Here is a 16,873-nt window from a genome sequence, read left to right as displayed (position 1 = left end):
CCCATTGCGTGACCCAGCCCGAGTTGTTCGGGACAATCCTAGGTTGTACCCCGAACGAGCGACGACGGAAGGCAACTTCGCGTTACTCGCGGTGCGTCTCGGTCCGAGCCAAAGGCTAACCATCTTCAGGCGAGTTGGAGGAGAGGGGAACGCACATCGCCGGTCAGGGCCGGGTCGTGGCAGAGAATGGCGCTTTCGACCTGCCGCAGGGCCGGGGATGGCTGGATTCCGAGCTCGTCGTCGAGGTGGCGGCGCATCCGGCGGAAGACGTCGAGGGCGTCCGCCTGCCGGCCCGAGCAGTACAGGGCGACCATCAGCTGCTCGCAGAAGCGCTCGCGCAGCGGGTGGTTGGTGTGGGCCTCGGTCAGCTCGGCGAGCACCGCCGCGTGCCGCCCGAGCCGCAGTTCTGCGTCGAAGCGCAGTTCCATGGCGCGCATCCGGTACTCCTCGTAGCGGGCGCCGGCGAGCTGGCACAGCGTCCCGCCGGTGAACCCGCCGAAGACCGGCCCGCGCCACAGGGCCAGGACGTCGCCGAGCAGCCGCGCGGTGCGCTCCGCGTCGCCCGGGGCGGCCGACTCGGCCTGCCGTACGGTCCTGACGAACTCGGCGGCGTCGAGCTCGCCGTCGGCCACGGCGAGCCGGTAGCCGGACGGGTGGATGGTCACCCGGGGCCCGGACCGGCCCGGCTCCAGGTCGCGCAGCTTGCGGCGCAGCCTGCTGACGTGGGCCTGCAGGGCGTTGGACTGGTTGTCGGGGACGCAGTCGCCCCACATCTCCTCGACCAGGCTCTCCCCGGACACCGGCTGACCCTCGCTGACCAGCAGCGTCTGCACCAGAACGCGCTGCAGATCGCCGGAGATCTCCGCCGGGCCGGACACGGTACGGATCTGCAGTGCCCCGAGGATCGAGAACTTCAGCATCCTGGCTCCGCCTCCCGTTGACGTCGCTGGCGTCGTCGTCCTTCTTCCGGCGACGTAGCAACGGTGCGGTCGACCCGTACCGGATCGTTCCCGATCCGTTCCCGGTCGCGGGTCAGCGTTCGTCGCCGACCACCAGGTCTTTCAGCGAGGCCACCCGCCGGGCGGCGCCCTCGGGGGAGTCGGCGTGCACGACGAGGTGCCCTGGGCGCAGCGCCTCGGGCGGCGTGACGTGCCGGACGTGCGGCAGTCCCCCGACGTCGGTGGTCTTCATCCGCCACGGCGGGCTCAGCAGGGCCGCTGCGGCGAACCGGTTCGGGCGCACGGCGTCGACCAGCCGCCCGGCGAGCACCTCGATGGCCGCGGCCGCCAGGTCGAACCCGCCGGCCACCTTGACCAGTTCGGGCACCGGGTCGTCGCCGAGTCCCGCCCGGCTGCCGGTGATCACCGGGCCGCGCGGGGTGACGGCGACGCTGGTGTGCGCCGGGCCGTACTGGTATCCGGTGAGGTCCAGCAGCGCGGTCACCACGGCACGCACCTCGGCGGCCGTGTCGTCGGTGAGCGGGGCCGGGTGCAGCAGGCCGTAGGGGGTGACCGCGGTGATGCCGGCCGTCTGGTGCATGCCGTGCACGCTGAGCGTCTCCACGGTCAGCCGCAGGTCGCCGGACGCCACCTGGGTGCCGCCGGGCGAGAGCCGGTTGTCGCGGACCAGGCGCTGTACGGCGGCGGGGTCGGACAGCACTCTGAGGGCGCGTGCGGGGTTGACGCACAGTCCGGCCTCGGCGGCTTCCCGGAGCGGCGCGCGCAGCGCCGCCTCGTCGGTGGCGTCGACCCGGACGGAGCGCACTTGGACGCCGGCGAGCGCGGCCTCGCGGACGAGGCGCTGGTCCGGGTTGAGCAGGAAGATCCGGCGGACGTCGTTGTCTTCTTTCATACCTCTGCTCGGGATCACGGAGTCGGCGAGGGTGGAAAGGCAGGCTACGAGCGGACGTTACCGATCCGGTCCCGGCCGGATCCCGGGGTGGTGTGTTCGCCCAAGTCGCGCACTTCTTCCGCTTCGGTGACAAGCCGGTGGACGGGCATGCATCCCTCCTACGCTACCCGTTCACCGGCACTTGCCGCGGGTGGATTCCATGCCGCAGGCAGATTCACGGCAATTGCAGATCAGCCGGTTTCCACGTTGTCCCGGCCGGTCCACCGGCCGTCGCATACGCCGGCGGGAGGTCCGCTCAGCGTGCGTAGAGCCCGGCCACCTCGGGTGCGAAGTCGCGCATGATCCGCTCCCGGCGCAGCTTCATCGACGGGGTCAGGTGGCCGGCCTCCTCGGTGAAGTCCACCGGCAGGACGGTGAACCGGCGGATGGACTCGGGCCGGGAGACGAGTCTGTTGGCCTCGTCCATCGCCCGTTGCAGCACGGCCGTCAGTTCGGGGTCGTCCTTCAGGAGTTCGGGCGGCACCGGGTGCTTGCCGTTCATCAGGCGCCAGTGGGTGATGCCGTCCGGGTCGAGGGTGACGAGCGCGGCCACGTAGGGGCGACCGTCGCCGACGAGCATGCACTGGGAGATCAGCGGGTGCTGGCGCAGCCAGTTCTCCAGCGGCGCGGGGGCCACCGACTTGCCGCCCGCCGTGATCAGCAGTTCCTTCTTGCGTCCGGTGATGGTCAGGTAGCCCTCGTCGTCCAGCTCGCCGAGGTCGCCGGTGGCCAGCCAGCCGTCCCGGGTGGCGGGGACGACGCCGCCGGCCCCCGGGTCCCAGTAGCCGCGCAGCACGTGGTCGCCGGCGAGCAGGATCTCGCCGTCCGCGGCGATCCGCACCCGGGTGCCGGGCAGCGGCCAGCCGACCGTGCCCAGACGGGGCTTGAGCGGCGGGGTGACGGTGGAGGCGCCGGTGGTCTCGGTCAGGCCGTACCCCTCGAAGATCTCGATGCCCGCCCCGGCGTAGAAGGCGGCGAGGCGGCGGCCGAGCGGCGAGCCGCCGCAGATGGCGTATTTGACCCGGCCGCCCATGGCGGTGCGGATGCGCCGGTAGACGAGCGGGTCGTAGAAGGAACGGGCGGTGCGCAGCGCCCGGTTGGGGCCGCCGCCGGTGCCGGTCTGGCGGGCCTCCAGCGCCTCCCCGTACCGCACGGCGACCGAGGCGGCCCGGTCGAACGTGGCCGCCCGGCCGCCGGACTCGGCCTTGGCCCGTGCCGAGTTGAAGATCTTCTCCAGCATGTACGGGATGGTCAGCAGGCAGGTCGGCCGGAAGGCGGCGAGGTCGGGCAGCAGGTCCTCGGCCTTCAGGCTCGGGGCGTGGCCGAGGCGCACCCCGGCCCGGACGCAGGCGATCGCCACCATCCGCCCGAAGACGTGGGACATGGGCAGGAAGAGCAGGACCGACACCTCCTCGCCCGCCTTCGCCTTGAAGATCGGGTAGAGGAGTTCGATGGCGTTGTCGACCTCGGCGAAGAAGTTGCCGTGCGAGAGGGCGCAGCCCTTGGGGCGGCCGGTGGTGCCGGAGGTGTAGATGAGCGTGGCGAGGGTGTCGGGGCCCAGCATGCCGCGCCGGACGGCCACTTCGCCGTCGGGCACCTGCGTGCCCAGCTCCGCCAGCCGGTCGACGTGGCCCTTCTCCATGACCCACAGGTGTCCGAGGTCCGGTATGCGTCCGAGTTCGGGGCCGATCGCGGCGGCCTGGCCGGCGGTCTCGGTGACCAGGGCGACGGCGCCGGAGTCGTGCAGGATCCAGCGGGTCTGGTAGACGGAGGAGGTGGGGTAGACGGGGACGGTGACCAGGCCGGCCGCCCAGGCGGCGAAGTCGAGCAGGGTCCACTCGTACGTCGTGCGGGCCATGACGGCGATCCGGTCGCCGGGCGTCAGGCCCTCCGCGATCAGTCCCTTCGCGACGGCGAGCACCTGCGCGGCGAACTCGGCCGTGGTCACGTCCGTCCAGTGGCCGTCGCCCGACCTGCGGCTGAGCACGACCGCGCCGGGGTCCGCCTCGGCGTTGTCGAAGGGCAGGTCGGCGAGCGAGCCGTGCTTCACCGGTGCCGCGAAGGGCGGCACGTACGCCTCCCGCACGGCTCCGTCCAGGCGGCGGGTCTCCGGCTCCACGAGGACGGGCCGGCCGTCGTAGTCGGTGGCCGGGACTGTGGTGCCGGAGGAGACGGGGGCGTTCGGGTACGGGGTGGACAAGGGCGGCTCCTCGGGCGTGCAGCGGTGGACTGCTTGCTGCATGACGTACGTGCCTCGGGCCCCGAGGCGTTCAGCGACGGTGCGCCGTGTGAGGGGGTTACCGCCGGTTCAGGCAGGTGGATCGTACGAGGCGGCTGTGGGGGGCCTGTGCTGGTTCCGGAATGATCCGGAGCCGGACATGTGCAGCCTCCAGGGGGTGTGTGAGGGATGCTCAGGTTCGCTCCGGGATCGCCGACGCGACCTTACCTCCGGTAACCTTACTCCAGAGTAAGGAATTCGCACCGAGTCGCGTGGGAGTCGCACATGGCCGACCGCTACCCGAGCTCCACCGGCCCGGCCCCGGGCGGTGAGGCTCCCGCCGCCGTGTCCCTGGCCTCAGCCCCCGCGCTGGCCCCGCTGCTGGCCCGCGGCGCCCTGCGTTCCCCCTTCAAGCGCCCCGCCCCGGACGCGGGCTTCCCGCGCACCCGTGTGGTGCTGCCCGGCCTGCGCGTGGACCTGGCCCGGCTGGCGGCCTACGAGCGGGTGTGCGGCTTCGCGCCCGGCGCGGCCGACGGCGAGGACGCGCTGCCCGTCACCTATCCGCACGTCCTGGGCTTCCCGCTGGCCATGCGGCTGATGAGCCGGCGGGACTTCCCGCTGCCGCTGCTGGGCCTGGTGCACACCTCGATCGAGATCACGCACCGCGCCGCCGTACCGGCCGGCGGCACCCACGAAGTCGCCGTGCACGTCGAGGCACTGGCCCCGCACCGGCGCGGGACCGAGGCCACCGTGGTCACGGAACTGCGGACCGGCGGTGCCCCCGTGTGGGAGTCCCGCAGCACCTACCTGGCCCGGCACCGCACCGCCCACGGCACCAACGGGACCGGACCGCAGCGCTCACCGGCCCCGTTGCCCGCGGTGGCCGAGTGGCGGATCGGTGCGGACGTCGGCCGCCGCTACGGGGCGGCCTCCGGCGACCGCAACCCCATCCACCTGCACCCCTTCACCGCGCGCCTCTTCGGCTTCCCGCGCGCCGTCGCGCACGGCATGTGGACCGTCGCCCGCTGCCTGGCCGCCCACGGCACCGGCGAGCCCGCCACGGTCCGGGCCGAGTTCCGGGCGCCCGTGCTGCTGCCGGGAACGGTCGGCTACGGGGCGGACGGCACCGGCCGCTTCGAACTCCGGGCCCCGGACGGCAGACTCCACCTGACCGGCGAGGTACGGCCCCTGGCCGACGGCGGGAACGCGTAGCCGCGAGTCGGGCCGGCCGGTCGGGAAGGGGCCGGGCGGCGGGGGTCCTAGGACTCGCCCGGCGGCGGGGTCCACATCTGGCCGCCCATCAGGTTGCCCAGGCCCGCCCAGGCGAAGTTCATCAGAGTCGCCGCCGCCTGCCGGGCCGTGACGCCCGGGGTCGCGTTCGCCCAGGTCGCGAGGGACTCGGCGGCGCCCACCAGGGACTCGGCGAGCCCGGCGACCTCACGTTCGGGCATCCGGGGGTCCCGGTGCGCGTCGCGTGCCGCGGCGGCGATGAGCTGGGTGACGAACGCGACGATGTCCTCGCGCATCGCGGCGACCTCGGCGGCGAACACCTCCCCGTGGGTACGGGCCTGGAGGTGCAGCACGGACCAGCCGTGGGGGTGCTCGGCGGTGTACGCGAAGAAGGCCTGAAGGCCGTCCCACAGCTGGCGGTCGGCCGGCAGGTCACGGCGCACCCCGGTGCGGACCGCCTCGGTGAGGGCGGCCGCCTCGCGGCGGATGCAGGCCGTGAAGAGGTCTTCCTTGGAGTTCAGGTACAGGTACACCAACGGCTTGGACACGCCCGCGAGTTCGGCGATCTCGTCCATCGAGGCGGCCATGTAGCCGCGCTGTCCGATGATCCGTACGGCAGCGTCGAGCATCTGCTGCTCACGGACCGCCCTCGGCATCCGCTTCGTCTTCACCGCACCCATGGGCCCAGCCTATGGGCCCCGGCGGGTCAGGAAGGCTGGCTCTGCGCCCGGGAGCCGTCCTCGGCCACGTCCTCCTGGCTGCGGTTGGCCTCCAGGTTGGCCTTCATCCGGTCCATCTTGCCGACGATCCGCACGGAGGCCCGGTCCCGCTCCTTGCGCAGCACCACGAAGCTGATCGGCGCCGAGAGCACCATCGCCAGCAGCAGCACCCACAGGAAGTTGGAGTCGCCGAAGCCGCGCGGGAAGATGCCCGAGTAGACGGCCCCCCAGACGACCACGAGGCAGCCGGCGAAGATGCCGAGGCGCATCAGCGTGTAGCGGAGCATCTCAATCCAGTCTTCCGATGATGAAATGGGGCACCGTCCAGTGAAGCACGGTGCGGCCCCGATCTTGGGAGGGGGGTCCGGTCGGCGTCAGGCCAGCGGCAGCAGCATGTGGACGTCGTCCCGGTCGTCGCCGGGGGCGACCCGGATGGCGCCGGGCACCCGGCCGACCTCCTTGTAGCCGCAGGACGCGTAGAACCGTTCGAGGCCGAGGCCGCCCCGGCAGGTCAGCCGGATCGCGTCGATGCCCTCGAAGCCGCGGGCCGCGTCGGCGGCGGCCGCCAGCAGCTCCCTGCCGTAGCCGCGGCCCTGGTGCCGGGGGTGCACCATCACCGTGTACAGCCACGCCCAGTGGGTCATCAGCCGGTGCGTGTTGAAGGAGAAGAAGGCGGTCGCGGCCACCTGCCCCGACTCGTCGTGCCCGACCAGCAGCCGGTGGCGCCCCTCGACCATGGCGACGAGGTGCCGGACCAGCTCGGGCCGTATCTCGTCACGGGTCACCGGCGGTACGAACCCCACGGCCCCGCCCGCGTTCGAGACGTCCGTCCACAGGTCGAGGACGCCGTCGCGCAGGGCGGGGGTGATCGCCGGGTCCAGGGTGAAAGTAAGGGGCATGCGGCGATGGTATCCATTACGAGAGCGTGCGTGCAGCCACTTTCAGGTCCGCCACGAGCCCCTGGTAGGCCCCCTCGCGGTCGTCGGCGCGCAGCACCGAGGACGGGTGCACCGTCGGCAGCAGCCGCTCCGGCCGCCCGTGGATCTCCCGCTCCAGCAGCGTGCCGCGCGCCTCGCCGACCCGGAACGACGACCCGAGCAGCGCCTTGCCCGCGGTGGCGCCGAGCACCACGATCAGCTCGGGCTCGACGAGGGCCAGCTCGGCCGCCAGCCAGGGCCCGCACGCGGCCGTCTCGCGCAGGCTCGGCGCCTTGTGGATCCGGCGCTTGCCCGGCTCGGCCCGGGTGAACTTGAAGTGCTTCACGGCGTTGGTGACGTACGCCTCGGCGGGGTCGATCCCGGCCTCCGCCAGCGCCCGGTCCAGGAGCCGTCCGGCCGGTCCGACGAACGGCCTGCCCTGCCGGTCCTCCTGGTCGCCCGGCTGTTCCCCGACGAGCATGACCCGGGCGTCCCGGGTCCCCTGCCCGAACACGGTCTGGGTGGCGTCCCGGTGCAGGGGGCAGCCGCGGCAGCCGGCCGCGGCCCTGCGCAGGGCCGCGAGGCCGCCGCGCGTGGGCACGAAGGGCTCGGCGGTGTAGGCGTCCTCGGGCGCCGTCGGTTCCCCGGTGACGGGCATGCCGGACGGGTACCCGTCCGGCACCGCGGCGTCACGTCACACGCGCATCGGCTGCGGCGACTCCCGGCGCAGCGGGTCCGGGCCGTCGTACTCGCGGATGATCTCGTACCGGGTGTTGCGCTCCACCGGGCGGAAGCCCGCGTCGCGGATCAGGTCGAGCAGGTCCTCGCGGGTGAGCTTGTTCGGGGTGCCGTAGTTGTCCGCGTCGTGAGTGATCTTGTACTCGACCACCGAGCCGTCCATGTCGTCGGCGCCGTGCTGGAGGGCGAGCTGGGCCGTCTGCACACCGTGCATGACCCAGAAGACCTTCACGTGCGGGACGTTGTCGAACAGCAGCCGGGAGACCGCGAAGGTCTTGAGGGCCTCCGCGCCGGTCGCCATCTGGGTGCGGGCCTGGAGGCGGTTGCGGATCTTGCCGTCCTTCATGTCCACGAAGTCGTGCTGGTAGCGCAGCGGGATGAAGACCTGGAAGCCGCCGGTCTCGTCCTGCAGCTCACGCAGCCGCAGCACGTGGTCGACCCGGTGGCGGGGCTCCTCGATGTGGCCGTAGAGCATCGTCGCCGGGGTCTTCAGCCCCTTCTCGTGCGCCAGCCGGTGGATGCGGGACCAGTCCTCCCAGTGGGTGCGGTGGTCCACGATGTGCTGCCGGACCTCCCAGTCGAAGATCTCGGCGCCGCCGCCGGTCAGCGACTCCAGACCGGCGTCGATCAGCTCGTCGAGGATCTCGGAGGCGGACAGCCCGGAGATGGTCTCGAAGTGGTGGATCTCGGTGGCCGTGAACGCCTTCAGCGAGACGTCAGGCAGGGCGGCCTTCAGCTCCCGCAGCGAGCGCGGGTAGTACCGCCACGGCAGGTTCGGGTGCAGGCCGTTGACGATGTGCAGCTCGGTGAGGTTCTCCGACTCCATCGCCTTGGCGAGCTTGACGGCCTCCTCGATGCGCATCGTGTACGCGTCCTTCTCCCCCGGCTTGCGCTGGAAGGAGCAGTAGGCGCAGGAGGCCGTGCACACGTTGGTCATGTTCAGGTGCCGGTTGACGTTGAAGTGCACGACGTCACCGTTCTTGCGGGTCCGCACCTCGTGCGCGAGGCCGCCCAGCCAGGCCAGGTCGTCCGACTCGTACAGCGCGATGCCGTCCTCGCGGGTCAGCCGCTCTCCGGAGCGGACCTTCTCCTCCAGCTCGCGCTTGAGCCCGACGTCCATGCCAACACCTTTCTACGACAGCCCGACCAACGGTATCCCTAGACCTCTTCGGGCAGCTCCCCGACCCGGTTCTCCCACTTCGTGGACAGCACGATGGTGGTACGGGTGCGCGAGACGCCCTTGGTCCCGCTGAGCCGCCGGATGATCCGCTCCAGGCCGTCCACGTCCGTCGCCCGGATCTTGAGCATGTACGAGTCGTCGCCGGCGATGAACCAGCAGTCCTCGATCTCGGGCAGGTCCCGCAGCCGCTGCGCCACGTCCTCGTGGTCGGCGGCGTCGGACAGCGAGATGCCGATCAGCGCGGTCACGCCGAGGCCGAGGGAGGCCGAGTCCACGGTGGCCCGGTAGCCGGTGATGACCCCGGCCGCCTCCAGCCGGTTGATGCGGTCGGTGACGCTGGGCCCCGACAGACCGACGAGGCGCCCCAGCTCCGCGTAGGAGGCCCGCCCGTTCTCCCTCAGGGCCTGGATGAGCTGCCTGTCCACCGCGTCCATGCGATCGAAGCCTTCCGCTGAAGAGTTCCGAGGAGTGAAGAGTGATGAGAGGTACTGCGCCTTGCCCGGACCCGGCCCGGCCGGCCGGGGGTCAGCGGCCCGCCGTGCCGCCGCCCAGTTCGCCCTTCCAGCGCCGGTACAGGCCGTGCCCGACGCCCGCCGCGTCGAGCACCCGGCCGGCGACGAAGTCCACCAGGTCCTGGATGTGGGTCGCGCCCGCGTAGAAGGCGGGCGAGGCCGGGACCACGCTCGCCCCGGCGTCGTCGAGGGCCACCAGGTGCCGCAGGGTCTGCCCGTTCAGCGGGGTCTCCCGTACGGCCACGACCAGCGGGCGGCGCTCCTTCAGTGTGACGCTCGCCGCGCGCTGGAGCAGGTCCTTCGACAGGCCGAGGGCGACACCGGCGACACAGGCGGTGGAGGCCGGAACCACGAGCATCCCCCGCGCCGGGTACGACCCGGAGGACGGCCCGGCCGCGAGGTCGCCCGGGTTCCAGTACCGCACCCCGCTGACGTCCACGTCGAACGTGCCGGGCTTGCCGTCGGCCCCACGGCTGAGCCATTCCCGCAGGTCGTCCTGCCAGTGCGCGTCCCGGAACGAGATCCCCGTCTCGTCCATCAGCGTCAGCCGCGAGGCCCGGCTGACCACCAGGTCGACCGCTTCCCCCGCGTCCAGCAGCGCCCGCAGCACGGCAGCCGCATACGGCGTCCCGGAAGCTCCGGACACCCCCACGATCCAAGGCGCGCGCTGCGATTCTCCTGCGTTCACACCTTGAGCGTACCGGCGGGCCGCCCGGCCCTCAGGCCGGGTAGCCCACCGCGCCGCCGCCGGGCGGCGGGCGGGGCCGGTCAGACGGTCAGACCGCGCACCAGGAGGTCCAGCAGCGCGCACACGAACAGGGCAATCCCGATGAAGCCGTTGACCGAGAAGAACGCCCGGTTCAGCCGGGACAGGTCGTGCGGGCGGACGATGCGGTGCTCGTAGACGAAGGCGCCCGCCACGATCACCAGGCCCAGCCAGAAGAACGCGCCGGCGTGGGTGGCCAGGGCGTACCAGACGAAGAGCGCGGTGGTGACGGTGTGGCAGAGCCGGGCGCCCCAGATCGCGGCCGGGATGCCGAAGCGGGCCGGCACCGACCTGACGCCGATCTCGCGGTCGGTCTCGACGTCCTGGCAGGCGTAGATGAGGTCGAAGCCGCCGATCCAGACGCCGACCGCGAGGCCGAGGATCACCGCGTCCCAGGACCAGGAACCGGAGACGGCGAGCCAGCCGCCGACAGGGCCCATGGCCTGGGCGAGTCCGAGGATGGCCTGCGGGAAGTCGGTGAACCGTTTCCCGTAGGGGTAGACCACCATCGGGATCACCGCGATCGGCGCGAGGGCCAGGCACAGGGGGTTCAGCAGGGCCGCCGACCCGAGGAAGACCACCAGGGCGACGAGGGCGCCGGTCCAGGCGTGCCGGACGGACATCGCGCCCGTCACCAGTTCCCGGTGCGCCGTGCGCGGGTTACGGGCGTCGATCTCGCGGTCGATGATCCGGTTGACCGCCATGGCGAAGGTGCGCAGCCCGACCATGCAGACCGTGACCAGCAGCAGCCGGCCCCAGTGGATGTTCCGGTCCAGTTCGAACATCGCGGTCAGCGCGGCGATGTAGGCGAAGGGGAGCGCGAAGACCGAGTGCTCGATCATCACCAGGCGCAGGAACGCCTTGGTGCGTCCCGGCCGCGGGAGTGCCGCGGAGGCGCTGCTCACAGGCCGTACTCCTTCCAGCGGCGGTCCACCAGGGCCGCCGTGTCGGGGTCGGAGAGGACCATGTCCGGCCAGCCTCCGTCCCGGGTGTAGCCCTCCTCGGGCCACTTCTTCGTGGCGTCGATCCCCGCCTTGCCGCCCCAGAACTGCTGGTAGGAGGCGTGGTCGAGGTGGTCGACGGGACCTTCCACGACCGTCAGGTCGCGGGCGTAGTCCGTGTTGCCGAGGGCCCGCCAGGCGACCTCGTGCAGATCGTGGACGTCGCAGTCGGCGTCCACGACCACGATCAGTTTCGTCAGGGACATCATGTGCGCGCCCCAGATCGCGTGCATCACCTTCTGGGCGTGCTTCGGGTACTTCTTGTCGATCGAGACGATCGCGCAGTTGTGGAAGCCGCCGGCCTCGGGCAGGTGGTAGTCCACGATGTCCGGGACGATGATCTTCAGCAGGGGCAGGAAGAACCGCTCCGTGGCGCGGCCGAGCGGGCCGTCCTCCGTGGGCGGGCGGCCGACCACGATCGACTGGAGCAGCGGCCGCTTCCGCATGGTCACGCAGTCGATGGTCAGCGCCGGGAAGGGCTCCTGCGGGGTGTAGAAGCCGGTGTGGTCGCCGAAGGGGCCCTCGGGCAGCATCTCGCCCGGCTCCAGCCAGCCCTCCAGGACGACCTCGGCGTTCGCCGGGACCTGGAGCGGGACCGTCTTGCAGTCGACCATCTCGATCCGCTTGCCCGCGAGGAAGCCGGCGAAGAGGTACTCGTCGATGTCACCGGGGAGCGGGGCGGTGGAGGCGTAGGTCACGGCGGGCGGGCAGCCGAAGGCGATCGCGACCGGCAGGCGCTCGCCCCGGCGCGCCGCCACCTGGTAGTGGTTGCGGCTGTCCTTGTGGATCTGCCAGTGCATCCCGATGGTGCGCTTGTCGTGCCGCTGCAGCCGGTACAGGCCGAGGTTGCGCACCCCGCTCTCGGGGTCCTTGGTGTGGGTGAGCCCGAGGTTGAAGAAGGAGCCGCCGTCCTGGGGCCAGGTGAACAGCGCCGGGAGCCGGTCGAGGTCGACCTCGTCGCCGTGCAGGACGACCTCCTGCACGGGCGCGTTGTCGGGCTTCACCTTCTTCGGCGGCACGTGCGCCATCGCGCCGAGCTTGCCGAAGGCCTCGCGCACGCCCACGAAGCCGTGCGGCAGTTCGGGTCGCAGCAGCCCGCCGATCTTCTCGGAGATCTCGCCGTACGACTTCAGGCCCAGCGCCTTCAGCAGCCGCCGGTCGGTCCCGAAGACGTTCATCGCGAGGGGCATCGCGGAGCCCTTCACGTTCTCGAAGAGCAGCGCCGGTCCCTGGGCCTTCTGCACCCGGTCGACGATCTCACCGACCTCCAGGTACGGGTCGACCTCGGCCTTGATGCGCTTGAGGTCGCCCTCGCGCTCCAGCGCCCGCAGCAGGGAGCGAAGATCGTCGTAAGCCATGTGTCCCAGTATCGGCCACGGGCTAACCTGGCCCGGTCACCGGGGCCGTCCCACCACTCGGGGAGATCGCACGACATGCTCAGGTATCTGCCGTTCCTGCTGGTCCTGGCGCTGTGGATCTACGCCTTCGTGGACTGTCTGAACACTCCCGAGGAGGAGGTGCGCCACCTGCCGAAGGTGGTGTGGGTGGTCATCGTGCTGCTTTTCGGCGAGGTGCTGGTGGGCCCGGCCGCCTGGCTGCTCACCGGCAAGGTGCGGCGCTCCCCCGCGAACGGCGGCGCGGCTCCCGCCGGGTGGCGGCGCGGCGACGCCCGCTGGGTGGCCCCCGACGACAACCCCGAGTTCCTGAGGTCCCTCGACGAGGACGACCGCGGGAAGGGCTGAGGCGTGGAACTCCGGCTGCTCGTCACCTTCGAGAAGGTCGCCGCGGTGGGGAGCTTCACCCGGGCCGCGGCCGAGCTGGCGTACGCGCAGTCCAGCGTGACGAGTCAGGTCCGGGCCCTGGAGTCCTCCCTCGGCGTCGAGCTGTTCGACCGGCTCGGCAGCCGGATCCGGCTCACCGAGGCGGGCGAACGGCTGCTGCCCTACGCCCGGCAGATCATCGAGCTGGCCGAGGAGGCCCGGACGGCGGTCACCGGCGCCGGGGAGCCGGCCGGCACCGTGACGGTCGGCACCATGGAGTCGCTGACCTCCTATCGGCTGCCCCCGCTGCTGGAGTACTTCCACCACCGCCATCCCGGGGTGCGGATCGCGCTGCGCACCACGATCGGCGACGAGACCCGGCAGGCCCTGCGGCAGGGGACGTACGACGTCGGGTTCCTGATGGAGGAGGAGACCGGGCACCCGGGCCTGGAGAGCGTGGTGCTGGCGGTGGAGCCGCTGGCGCTGGTCGCGGCGCCCGGGCACGCGATGGCCGGCCGGCCCCTCGTGACGGCCGACCTGACCGGTCAGCCCCTGTTGGCCACCGAGCCGGGCTGCGCCTACCGGGACCTGTTCGAGCGGGAGCTGACCGCGTCGGAGCCGGTGGACTTCCTGGAGTTCGGCACGATCGAGGCCACCAAGCGCGCCGCGGCGGCCGGCCTCGGGATCGCGCTGCTGCCCGAGGTGACGGTCGCCGCGGAACTCGCCGAGGGCTCCCTGGTCCGGCTGGCCTGGGAGCCGCCGTTCACGCTTCGCACGCAGCTCGCGTGGCGGTCGGGGAGGCGTCTCGCGGCGCATGTCCGGCTGTTCGTGGAGCAGGCGCGGCGGCTGGTGTCCGAGCAAGGGTGACCTTCAGGCTCGCCGTGACGATGAGCGGCACGCCCAGCGCCTGGACCGGCCCGATGTGGTGCCCGTAGACCGCCCAGTCCATCACCATCGCCACCGCCGGGTAGACGAAGGCGAGGACGGCGATCTTCGCGGTCGGCAGCTTGGCGTAGGCGGCGTACATCAGGACGTACATCACGCCGGTGTGCAGCAGGCCGAGCCCGGCCAGCCAGCCCCAGCCGGCGCCCGTGCCGCGCATCGCGCCGAGGTCGGCGAAGGGCAGCAGCAGCGGGATGCCGACGAGGACCTGGACGAGGGCGATCAGGTGCGGGCGCACCCCGGTGATCTGCTTGGTGACCAGGGTGGACAGGCCGTACAGGAGCGCGGCCAGCAGGGCCTGGCCGACACCGGTGAGGTACGCGCCGCCCCCGCCGAGGTCCGCGGGCGTCACCCCGGAGACCAGGACCAGCCCGGCGAAGGCCACCGCCGTCCAGCCGACCTTGGCGGCGGTCAGCCGCTCGCGGAACAGCAGGGCACCGAGCAGCACCACGTAGAAGGGCTGGGTGTGGTAGACGACGGTGGCCACCGAGATCGACGTGTTCTCGTACGACTCGAAGAGCAGCACCCAGTTGAGGACGATGAACACCCCGCCGAGGACGGCGAGCGCGAGCGTGCGCCGGGTGAAGCCGTGGTCGCGCAGCCAGCCCCGGGCGACGACGTAGCCGCCGAGGGCGAGGGCGCCGAACAGGACGCGGAAGAGGACGACGTCGAAGGGCGGGGCGCCGGACTCGACGACGAAGACGCCGAGGGTGCCGGACAGCATCATCGCGGTGGTCAGTTGGGCCGTGCCCTTGTGTTCCGGGGTCATGCGGCCGACGCTACGAAGGAGCGCGGCCGCCGGTCCACGGCCCGGTGGGGCGTCCTGCCGATGGGCGCATCGGCCCCGCCGATGGGTGCTGGTGGGAGACCGCCGGGGAACGGTGAACGCATGGATCAGGAACAGGCACGCGCCTGGCTCGCCACCGCCGTCGCCGAGGCACGCGCCGGGCTCGCCGAGGGCGGCATCCCCATCGGCGCCGCCCTCTACGGCCCCGACGGCACCCTGCTGGGGCGCGGCCACAACCGCCGCGTCCAGGACGACGACCCCTCCGCGCACGCGGAGACGGCCGCCTTCCGGGCGGCGGGACGGCAGCGCACGTACCGCGGCACGACCATGGTGACCACCCTCTCGCCCTGCTGGTACTGCAGCGGCCTGGTCCGCCAGTTCGGCATCTCCCGGGTGGTGGTGGGCGAGGCGGTCACCTTCCACGGCGGCCACGACTGGCTCGCCGGGCTCGGGGTGGAGATCGTGCTCCTGGACGACCCGGACTGCGTGGCGCTGATGCGTGACTTCGTCGCGGCGCACCCCGCGCTGTGGCACGAGGACATCGGCGCCGGGCCCGCGGATCCCGGCAGCCGGCCCGCGTCCCGGCCGGCCGGCTGACGTCCCCCGCCCCTCACCGTCCGTTATTCACTTCCGCGTTCGGCCCGCCACCCGTTCCGTTGAAATGCCCCGGGCGGGCATGTCCCGGCCGCGTCCGACGGCATTCCCTTGAAGGGGGCCCACATTCAGGGGCCCCTCTGCGATCGGAGACGCGTGCGAATCACTGACATCCAGCGCTGCGAGGTCCGGCCGGGGCGGCTCGTCGAGTGGACGCTGAGCCCGGCGACCGTCGCCACGGCGGCGGGCCTGCCGGAGGACTCCCGGCCGCCGGCCTACATCCAGGAGTCGCACATCAGAACGGCCAGGACCGTGCGGGACGGGGGGCTGTTCGTGCCGACCTGGCTGGGCACGGTGTTCGACCTCGCCGGTCCGGTCGACCTCGACGTGCTCCAGGAGGCCCTGCGGGCCTGGACGGTACGGCACGAGACGCTGCGCAGCGGTTTCCGCTGGACCGGCGAGTCGGGCGAGGAGCTGCGCAGGTTCACGCTGGACGCCGCTGACGTGTCCCTGCACCGGGAGCGCGTCGGCGACTTCACCGACCCGGACGCCCTGGTCCGGCACCTGGAGAACCGGTTCGACACCGTCGCGGACGCCCTGCGCTGGCCGAACCTGATCTACGCGGCGGTCGTCCGGGACGACTCCACCAGCGTGTACATGGCGTTCGACCACAGCAACGTGGACGCCTACTCCCTGCACGGCATCGCCGCCGAGATCAGCGAGCTGTACACGGCCGGCCTCGAAGGGCGCGGGCCGGTGGTGCGGACGCCGGCCGCCAGTTACGTCGACTTCTGCGAGCTGGAGCGGGCGGACGCGGACCGCATCGACGACAGCCACGAGACCGTCGCCCGCTGGCGGGAGTTCATCCGGCGGTGCGACGGGACCCTGCCCGGCTTCCCGGTCGACCTCGGCCTCGAGCCCGGCGGCCCGCTGCCCCCGCAGAGGATGATCTGCGAGCCGCTCGCGGACGCCGGCGCGGCCGCCGCGTTCGAGGCGTACTGCCGGCCCTACGGCGGCAGCCTCGTCGGGCTGCTGGCGGCCACGGCCCTGATCGTCCAGGAACTGGGCGGGCAGTCGGTGTACCGGACGGTGGTGCCGTTCCACACCCGGGTGAAGTCCCGGTGGTCCGACTCGGTGGGCTGGTACGTGGGCGGCGCCCCGATCGAGGTCCCCGTCACCGGCAGCCCCGGCCTGCCGGAGGTCCTGCGGACCGTCCGCGCCGCGCTGCAGGCCGCCCGGCCACTGGCCCGGATGCCGCTCGCCCGGGTGCTGAGCCTGCTCGGCACGGACTTCCGGCCGACCTCGCCCGACCTGTACTCCATCGTCTCCTACGTGGACGCCCGCGGGATCCCCGGCGCCGACCGGTGGGACGAGCAGCGGGCCTACGGGCTGCTGCGGGTGTCGTACGGCGACCAGGTGTGCGTGTGGGTCAGCCGGCTGCACGACGGGCTGTGGCTGGCCAGCCGGTACCCGGACACCGACGTGGCGGCCAAGAACATGCGGCTGTACGTGGAACGGCTCAGGGATCTGGTCGCGGCCACGGTTTCTTGACCCAACGGTCGCCACAGACCCTGGTACGAAGCAACTTCCCCTTTCTACACTGCTGTTGAGGGGGGAAT

The 16,873-nt window shown here is 72.2% G+C and carries 17 protein-coding genes and 1 pseudogene; 5 read left to right on the top strand and 13 right to left on the bottom strand.

Annotation, left to right across the window (positions count from 1 at the left end; translation table 11 throughout):
- Positions 1 to 125: 125 nt before the first annotated feature.
- From PV343_RS15365 to PV343_RS15355, 3 genes are all read right to left on the bottom strand, one after another.
- Entirely contained in the window at positions 126 to 920 is a 795-nt protein-coding gene (locus tag PV343_RS15365) for an AfsR/SARP family transcriptional regulator (protein ID WP_319147469.1), read from the bottom strand.
- 112 nt (positions 921 to 1,032) lie between these two features.
- Positions 1,033 to 1,851, bottom strand: coding sequence for a hypothetical protein (locus tag PV343_RS15360; protein ID WP_319147468.1), 819 nt, complete (start codon positions 1,849 to 1,851; stop codon positions 1,033 to 1,035).
- 295 nt (positions 1,852 to 2,146) lie between these two features.
- Positions 2,147 to 4,090, bottom strand: coding sequence for an AMP-dependent synthetase/ligase (locus PV343_RS15355; protein WP_319147467.1), 1,944 nt, complete (start codon positions 4,088 to 4,090; stop codon positions 2,147 to 2,149).
- A 303-nt stretch (positions 4,091 to 4,393) separates the two neighbouring features.
- Between PV343_RS15355 and PV343_RS15350 the strand changes: the two genes are divergently transcribed.
- Positions 4,394 to 5,320 carry a MaoC family dehydratase gene (locus PV343_RS15350; RefSeq protein WP_319147466.1) on the top strand — a complete coding sequence of 309 codons (927 nt, stop codon included), beginning with the start codon at positions 4,394 to 4,396 and terminating at the stop codon, positions 5,318 to 5,320.
- A 47-nt stretch (positions 5,321 to 5,367) separates the two neighbouring features.
- Here the strand turns inward: PV343_RS15350 and PV343_RS15345 are convergent, their stop codons facing one another.
- The 9 genes from PV343_RS15345 to PV343_RS15305 all read right to left on the bottom strand — a co-directional run bounded on the left by PV343_RS15345 (position 5,368) and on the right by PV343_RS15305 (position 12,529).
- The gene (locus tag PV343_RS15345) at positions 5,368 to 6,018 is read right to left on the bottom strand and encodes a TetR/AcrR family transcriptional regulator (RefSeq protein ID WP_319147465.1); all 651 of its coding nucleotides are present in this window, start codon (positions 6,016 to 6,018) and stop codon (positions 5,368 to 5,370) included.
- Between the two features lie 26 nt (positions 6,019 to 6,044).
- On the bottom strand, positions 6,045 to 6,344 hold the full coding sequence (locus PV343_RS15340; protein WP_319147464.1) for a DUF4229 domain-containing protein: 300 nt from the start codon (positions 6,342 to 6,344) through the stop codon (positions 6,045 to 6,047).
- Between the two features lie 87 nt (positions 6,345 to 6,431).
- A complete protein-coding gene (locus PV343_RS15335; protein WP_319147463.1) occupies positions 6,432 to 6,956 on the bottom strand; it encodes a GNAT family N-acetyltransferase in 525 nt (174 codons plus the stop codon).
- 16 nt (positions 6,957 to 6,972) lie between these two features.
- Positions 6,973 to 7,632: a UdgX family uracil-DNA binding protein gene (locus PV343_RS15330; RefSeq protein WP_319147462.1), complete on the bottom strand. Its 660-nt coding sequence runs from the start codon at positions 7,630 to 7,632 to the stop codon at positions 6,973 to 6,975.
- Between the two features lie 36 nt (positions 7,633 to 7,668).
- A complete protein-coding gene (gene mqnE, locus PV343_RS15325; RefSeq protein WP_319147461.1) occupies positions 7,669 to 8,832 on the bottom strand; it encodes an aminofutalosine synthase MqnE in 1,164 nt (387 codons plus the stop codon).
- 38 nt (positions 8,833 to 8,870) lie between these two features.
- Positions 8,871 to 9,326: an Lrp/AsnC family transcriptional regulator gene (locus tag PV343_RS15320; RefSeq protein ID WP_317444786.1), complete on the bottom strand. Its 456-nt coding sequence runs from the start codon at positions 9,324 to 9,326 to the stop codon at positions 8,871 to 8,873.
- Positions 9,327 to 9,417: 91 nt separating this feature from the next.
- Positions 9,418 to 10,092 carry a UbiX family flavin prenyltransferase gene (locus PV343_RS15315; protein ID WP_319147460.1) on the bottom strand — a complete coding sequence of 225 codons (675 nt, stop codon included), beginning with the start codon at positions 10,090 to 10,092 and terminating at the stop codon, positions 9,418 to 9,420.
- Between the two features lie 80 nt (positions 10,093 to 10,172).
- Positions 10,173 to 11,075, bottom strand: a complete 903-nt coding sequence (gene mqnP, locus PV343_RS15310) for a menaquinone biosynthesis prenyltransferase MqnP (protein WP_319147459.1) — start codon at positions 11,073 to 11,075, stop codon at positions 10,173 to 10,175.
- On the bottom strand, positions 11,072 to 12,529 hold the full coding sequence (locus PV343_RS15305; RefSeq protein ID WP_319147458.1) for a menaquinone biosynthesis decarboxylase: 1,458 nt from the start codon (positions 12,527 to 12,529) through the stop codon (positions 11,072 to 11,074). Before PV343_RS15305 ends, mqnP begins: the two co-directional genes overlap by 4 nt.
- 75 nt (positions 12,530 to 12,604) lie before the next feature.
- On the opposite strand from PV343_RS15305, the pseudogene PV343_RS15300 reads away from it, so the two are divergent.
- Both PV343_RS15300 and PV343_RS15295 read left to right on the top strand, forming a co-directional pair.
- Positions 12,605 to 12,901 (top strand): annotated as a pseudogene (locus tag PV343_RS15300) (PLDc N-terminal domain-containing protein); the annotation flags it as partial.
- Positions 12,902 to 12,916: 15 nt separating this feature from the next.
- The gene (locus PV343_RS15295; RefSeq protein ID WP_319147457.1) at positions 12,917 to 13,798 is read left to right on the top strand and encodes a LysR family transcriptional regulator; all 882 of its coding nucleotides are present in this window, start codon (positions 12,917 to 12,919) and stop codon (positions 13,796 to 13,798) included.
- Here the strand turns inward: PV343_RS15295 and PV343_RS15290 are convergent.
- A complete protein-coding gene (locus PV343_RS15290) occupies positions 13,695 to 14,642 on the bottom strand; it encodes a DMT family transporter (protein WP_319147456.1) in 948 nt (315 codons plus the stop codon). The genes PV343_RS15295 and PV343_RS15290 overlap by 104 nt on opposite strands.
- Positions 14,643 to 14,762: 120 nt before the next feature.
- Between PV343_RS15290 and PV343_RS15285 the strand changes: the two genes are divergently transcribed.
- Positions 14,763 to 15,257 (top strand): nucleoside deaminase, encoded by a 495-nt coding sequence (locus PV343_RS15285; RefSeq protein WP_319147455.1) that lies wholly within the window; start codon positions 14,763 to 14,765, stop codon positions 15,255 to 15,257.
- Between the two features lie 153 nt (positions 15,258 to 15,410).
- The gene (locus tag PV343_RS15280) at positions 15,411 to 16,805 is read left to right on the top strand and encodes a condensation domain-containing protein (protein WP_319147454.1); all 1,395 of its coding nucleotides are present in this window, start codon (positions 15,411 to 15,413) and stop codon (positions 16,803 to 16,805) included.
- Positions 16,806 to 16,873: the final 68 nt, after the last annotated feature.

Source organism: Streptomyces sp. WI03-4A, assembly GCF_033792105.1.
GTDB classification, from domain to species: Bacteria; Actinomycetota; Actinomycetes; order Streptomycetales; family Streptomycetaceae; genus Streptomyces; species Streptomyces collinus_A.
Note: the sequence above shows the minus strand (reverse complement) of the source record. Positions and strands in the feature narration are given on the sequence as shown.

Bases quoted from the DNA above. Each gene is read 5' to 3' on its own strand.
- PV343_RS15365 (WP_319147469.1), bottom strand. From the start codon at position 920: ATGCTGAAGTTCTCGATCCTCGGGGCACTGCAGATCCGTACCGTGTCC.
- PV343_RS15360 (WP_319147468.1), bottom strand. From the start codon at position 1,851: ATGAAAGAAGACAACGACGTCCGCCGGATCTTCCTGCTCAACCCGGAC.
- PV343_RS15350 (WP_319147466.1), top strand. From the start codon at position 4,394: ATGGCCGACCGCTACCCGAGCTCCACCGGCCCGGCCCCGGGCGGTGAG.
- PV343_RS15345 (WP_319147465.1), bottom strand. From the start codon at position 6,018: ATGGGTGCGGTGAAGACGAAGCGGATGCCGAGGGCGGTCCGTGAGCAG.
- PV343_RS15340 (WP_319147464.1), bottom strand. From the start codon at position 6,344: ATGCTCCGCTACACGCTGATGCGCCTCGGCATCTTCGCCGGCTGCCTC.
- PV343_RS15335 (WP_319147463.1), bottom strand. From the start codon at position 6,956: ATGCCCCTTACTTTCACCCTGGACCCGGCGATCACCCCCGCCCTGCGC.
- PV343_RS15330 (WP_319147462.1), bottom strand. From the start codon at position 7,632: ATGCCCGTCACCGGGGAACCGACGGCGCCCGAGGACGCCTACACCGCC.
- mqnE (WP_319147461.1), bottom strand. From the start codon at position 8,832: ATGGACGTCGGGCTCAAGCGCGAGCTGGAGGAGAAGGTCCGCTCCGGA.
- PV343_RS15320 (WP_317444786.1), bottom strand. From the start codon at position 9,326: ATGGACGCGGTGGACAGGCAGCTCATCCAGGCCCTGAGGGAGAACGGG.
- PV343_RS15305 (WP_319147458.1), bottom strand. From the start codon at position 12,529: ATGGCTTACGACGATCTTCGCTCCCTGCTGCGGGCGCTGGAGCGCGAG.
- PV343_RS15290 (WP_319147456.1), bottom strand. From the start codon at position 14,642: ATGACCCCGGAACACAAGGGCACGGCCCAACTGACCACCGCGATGATG.
- PV343_RS15285 (WP_319147455.1), top strand. From the start codon at position 14,763: ATGGATCAGGAACAGGCACGCGCCTGGCTCGCCACCGCCGTCGCCGAG.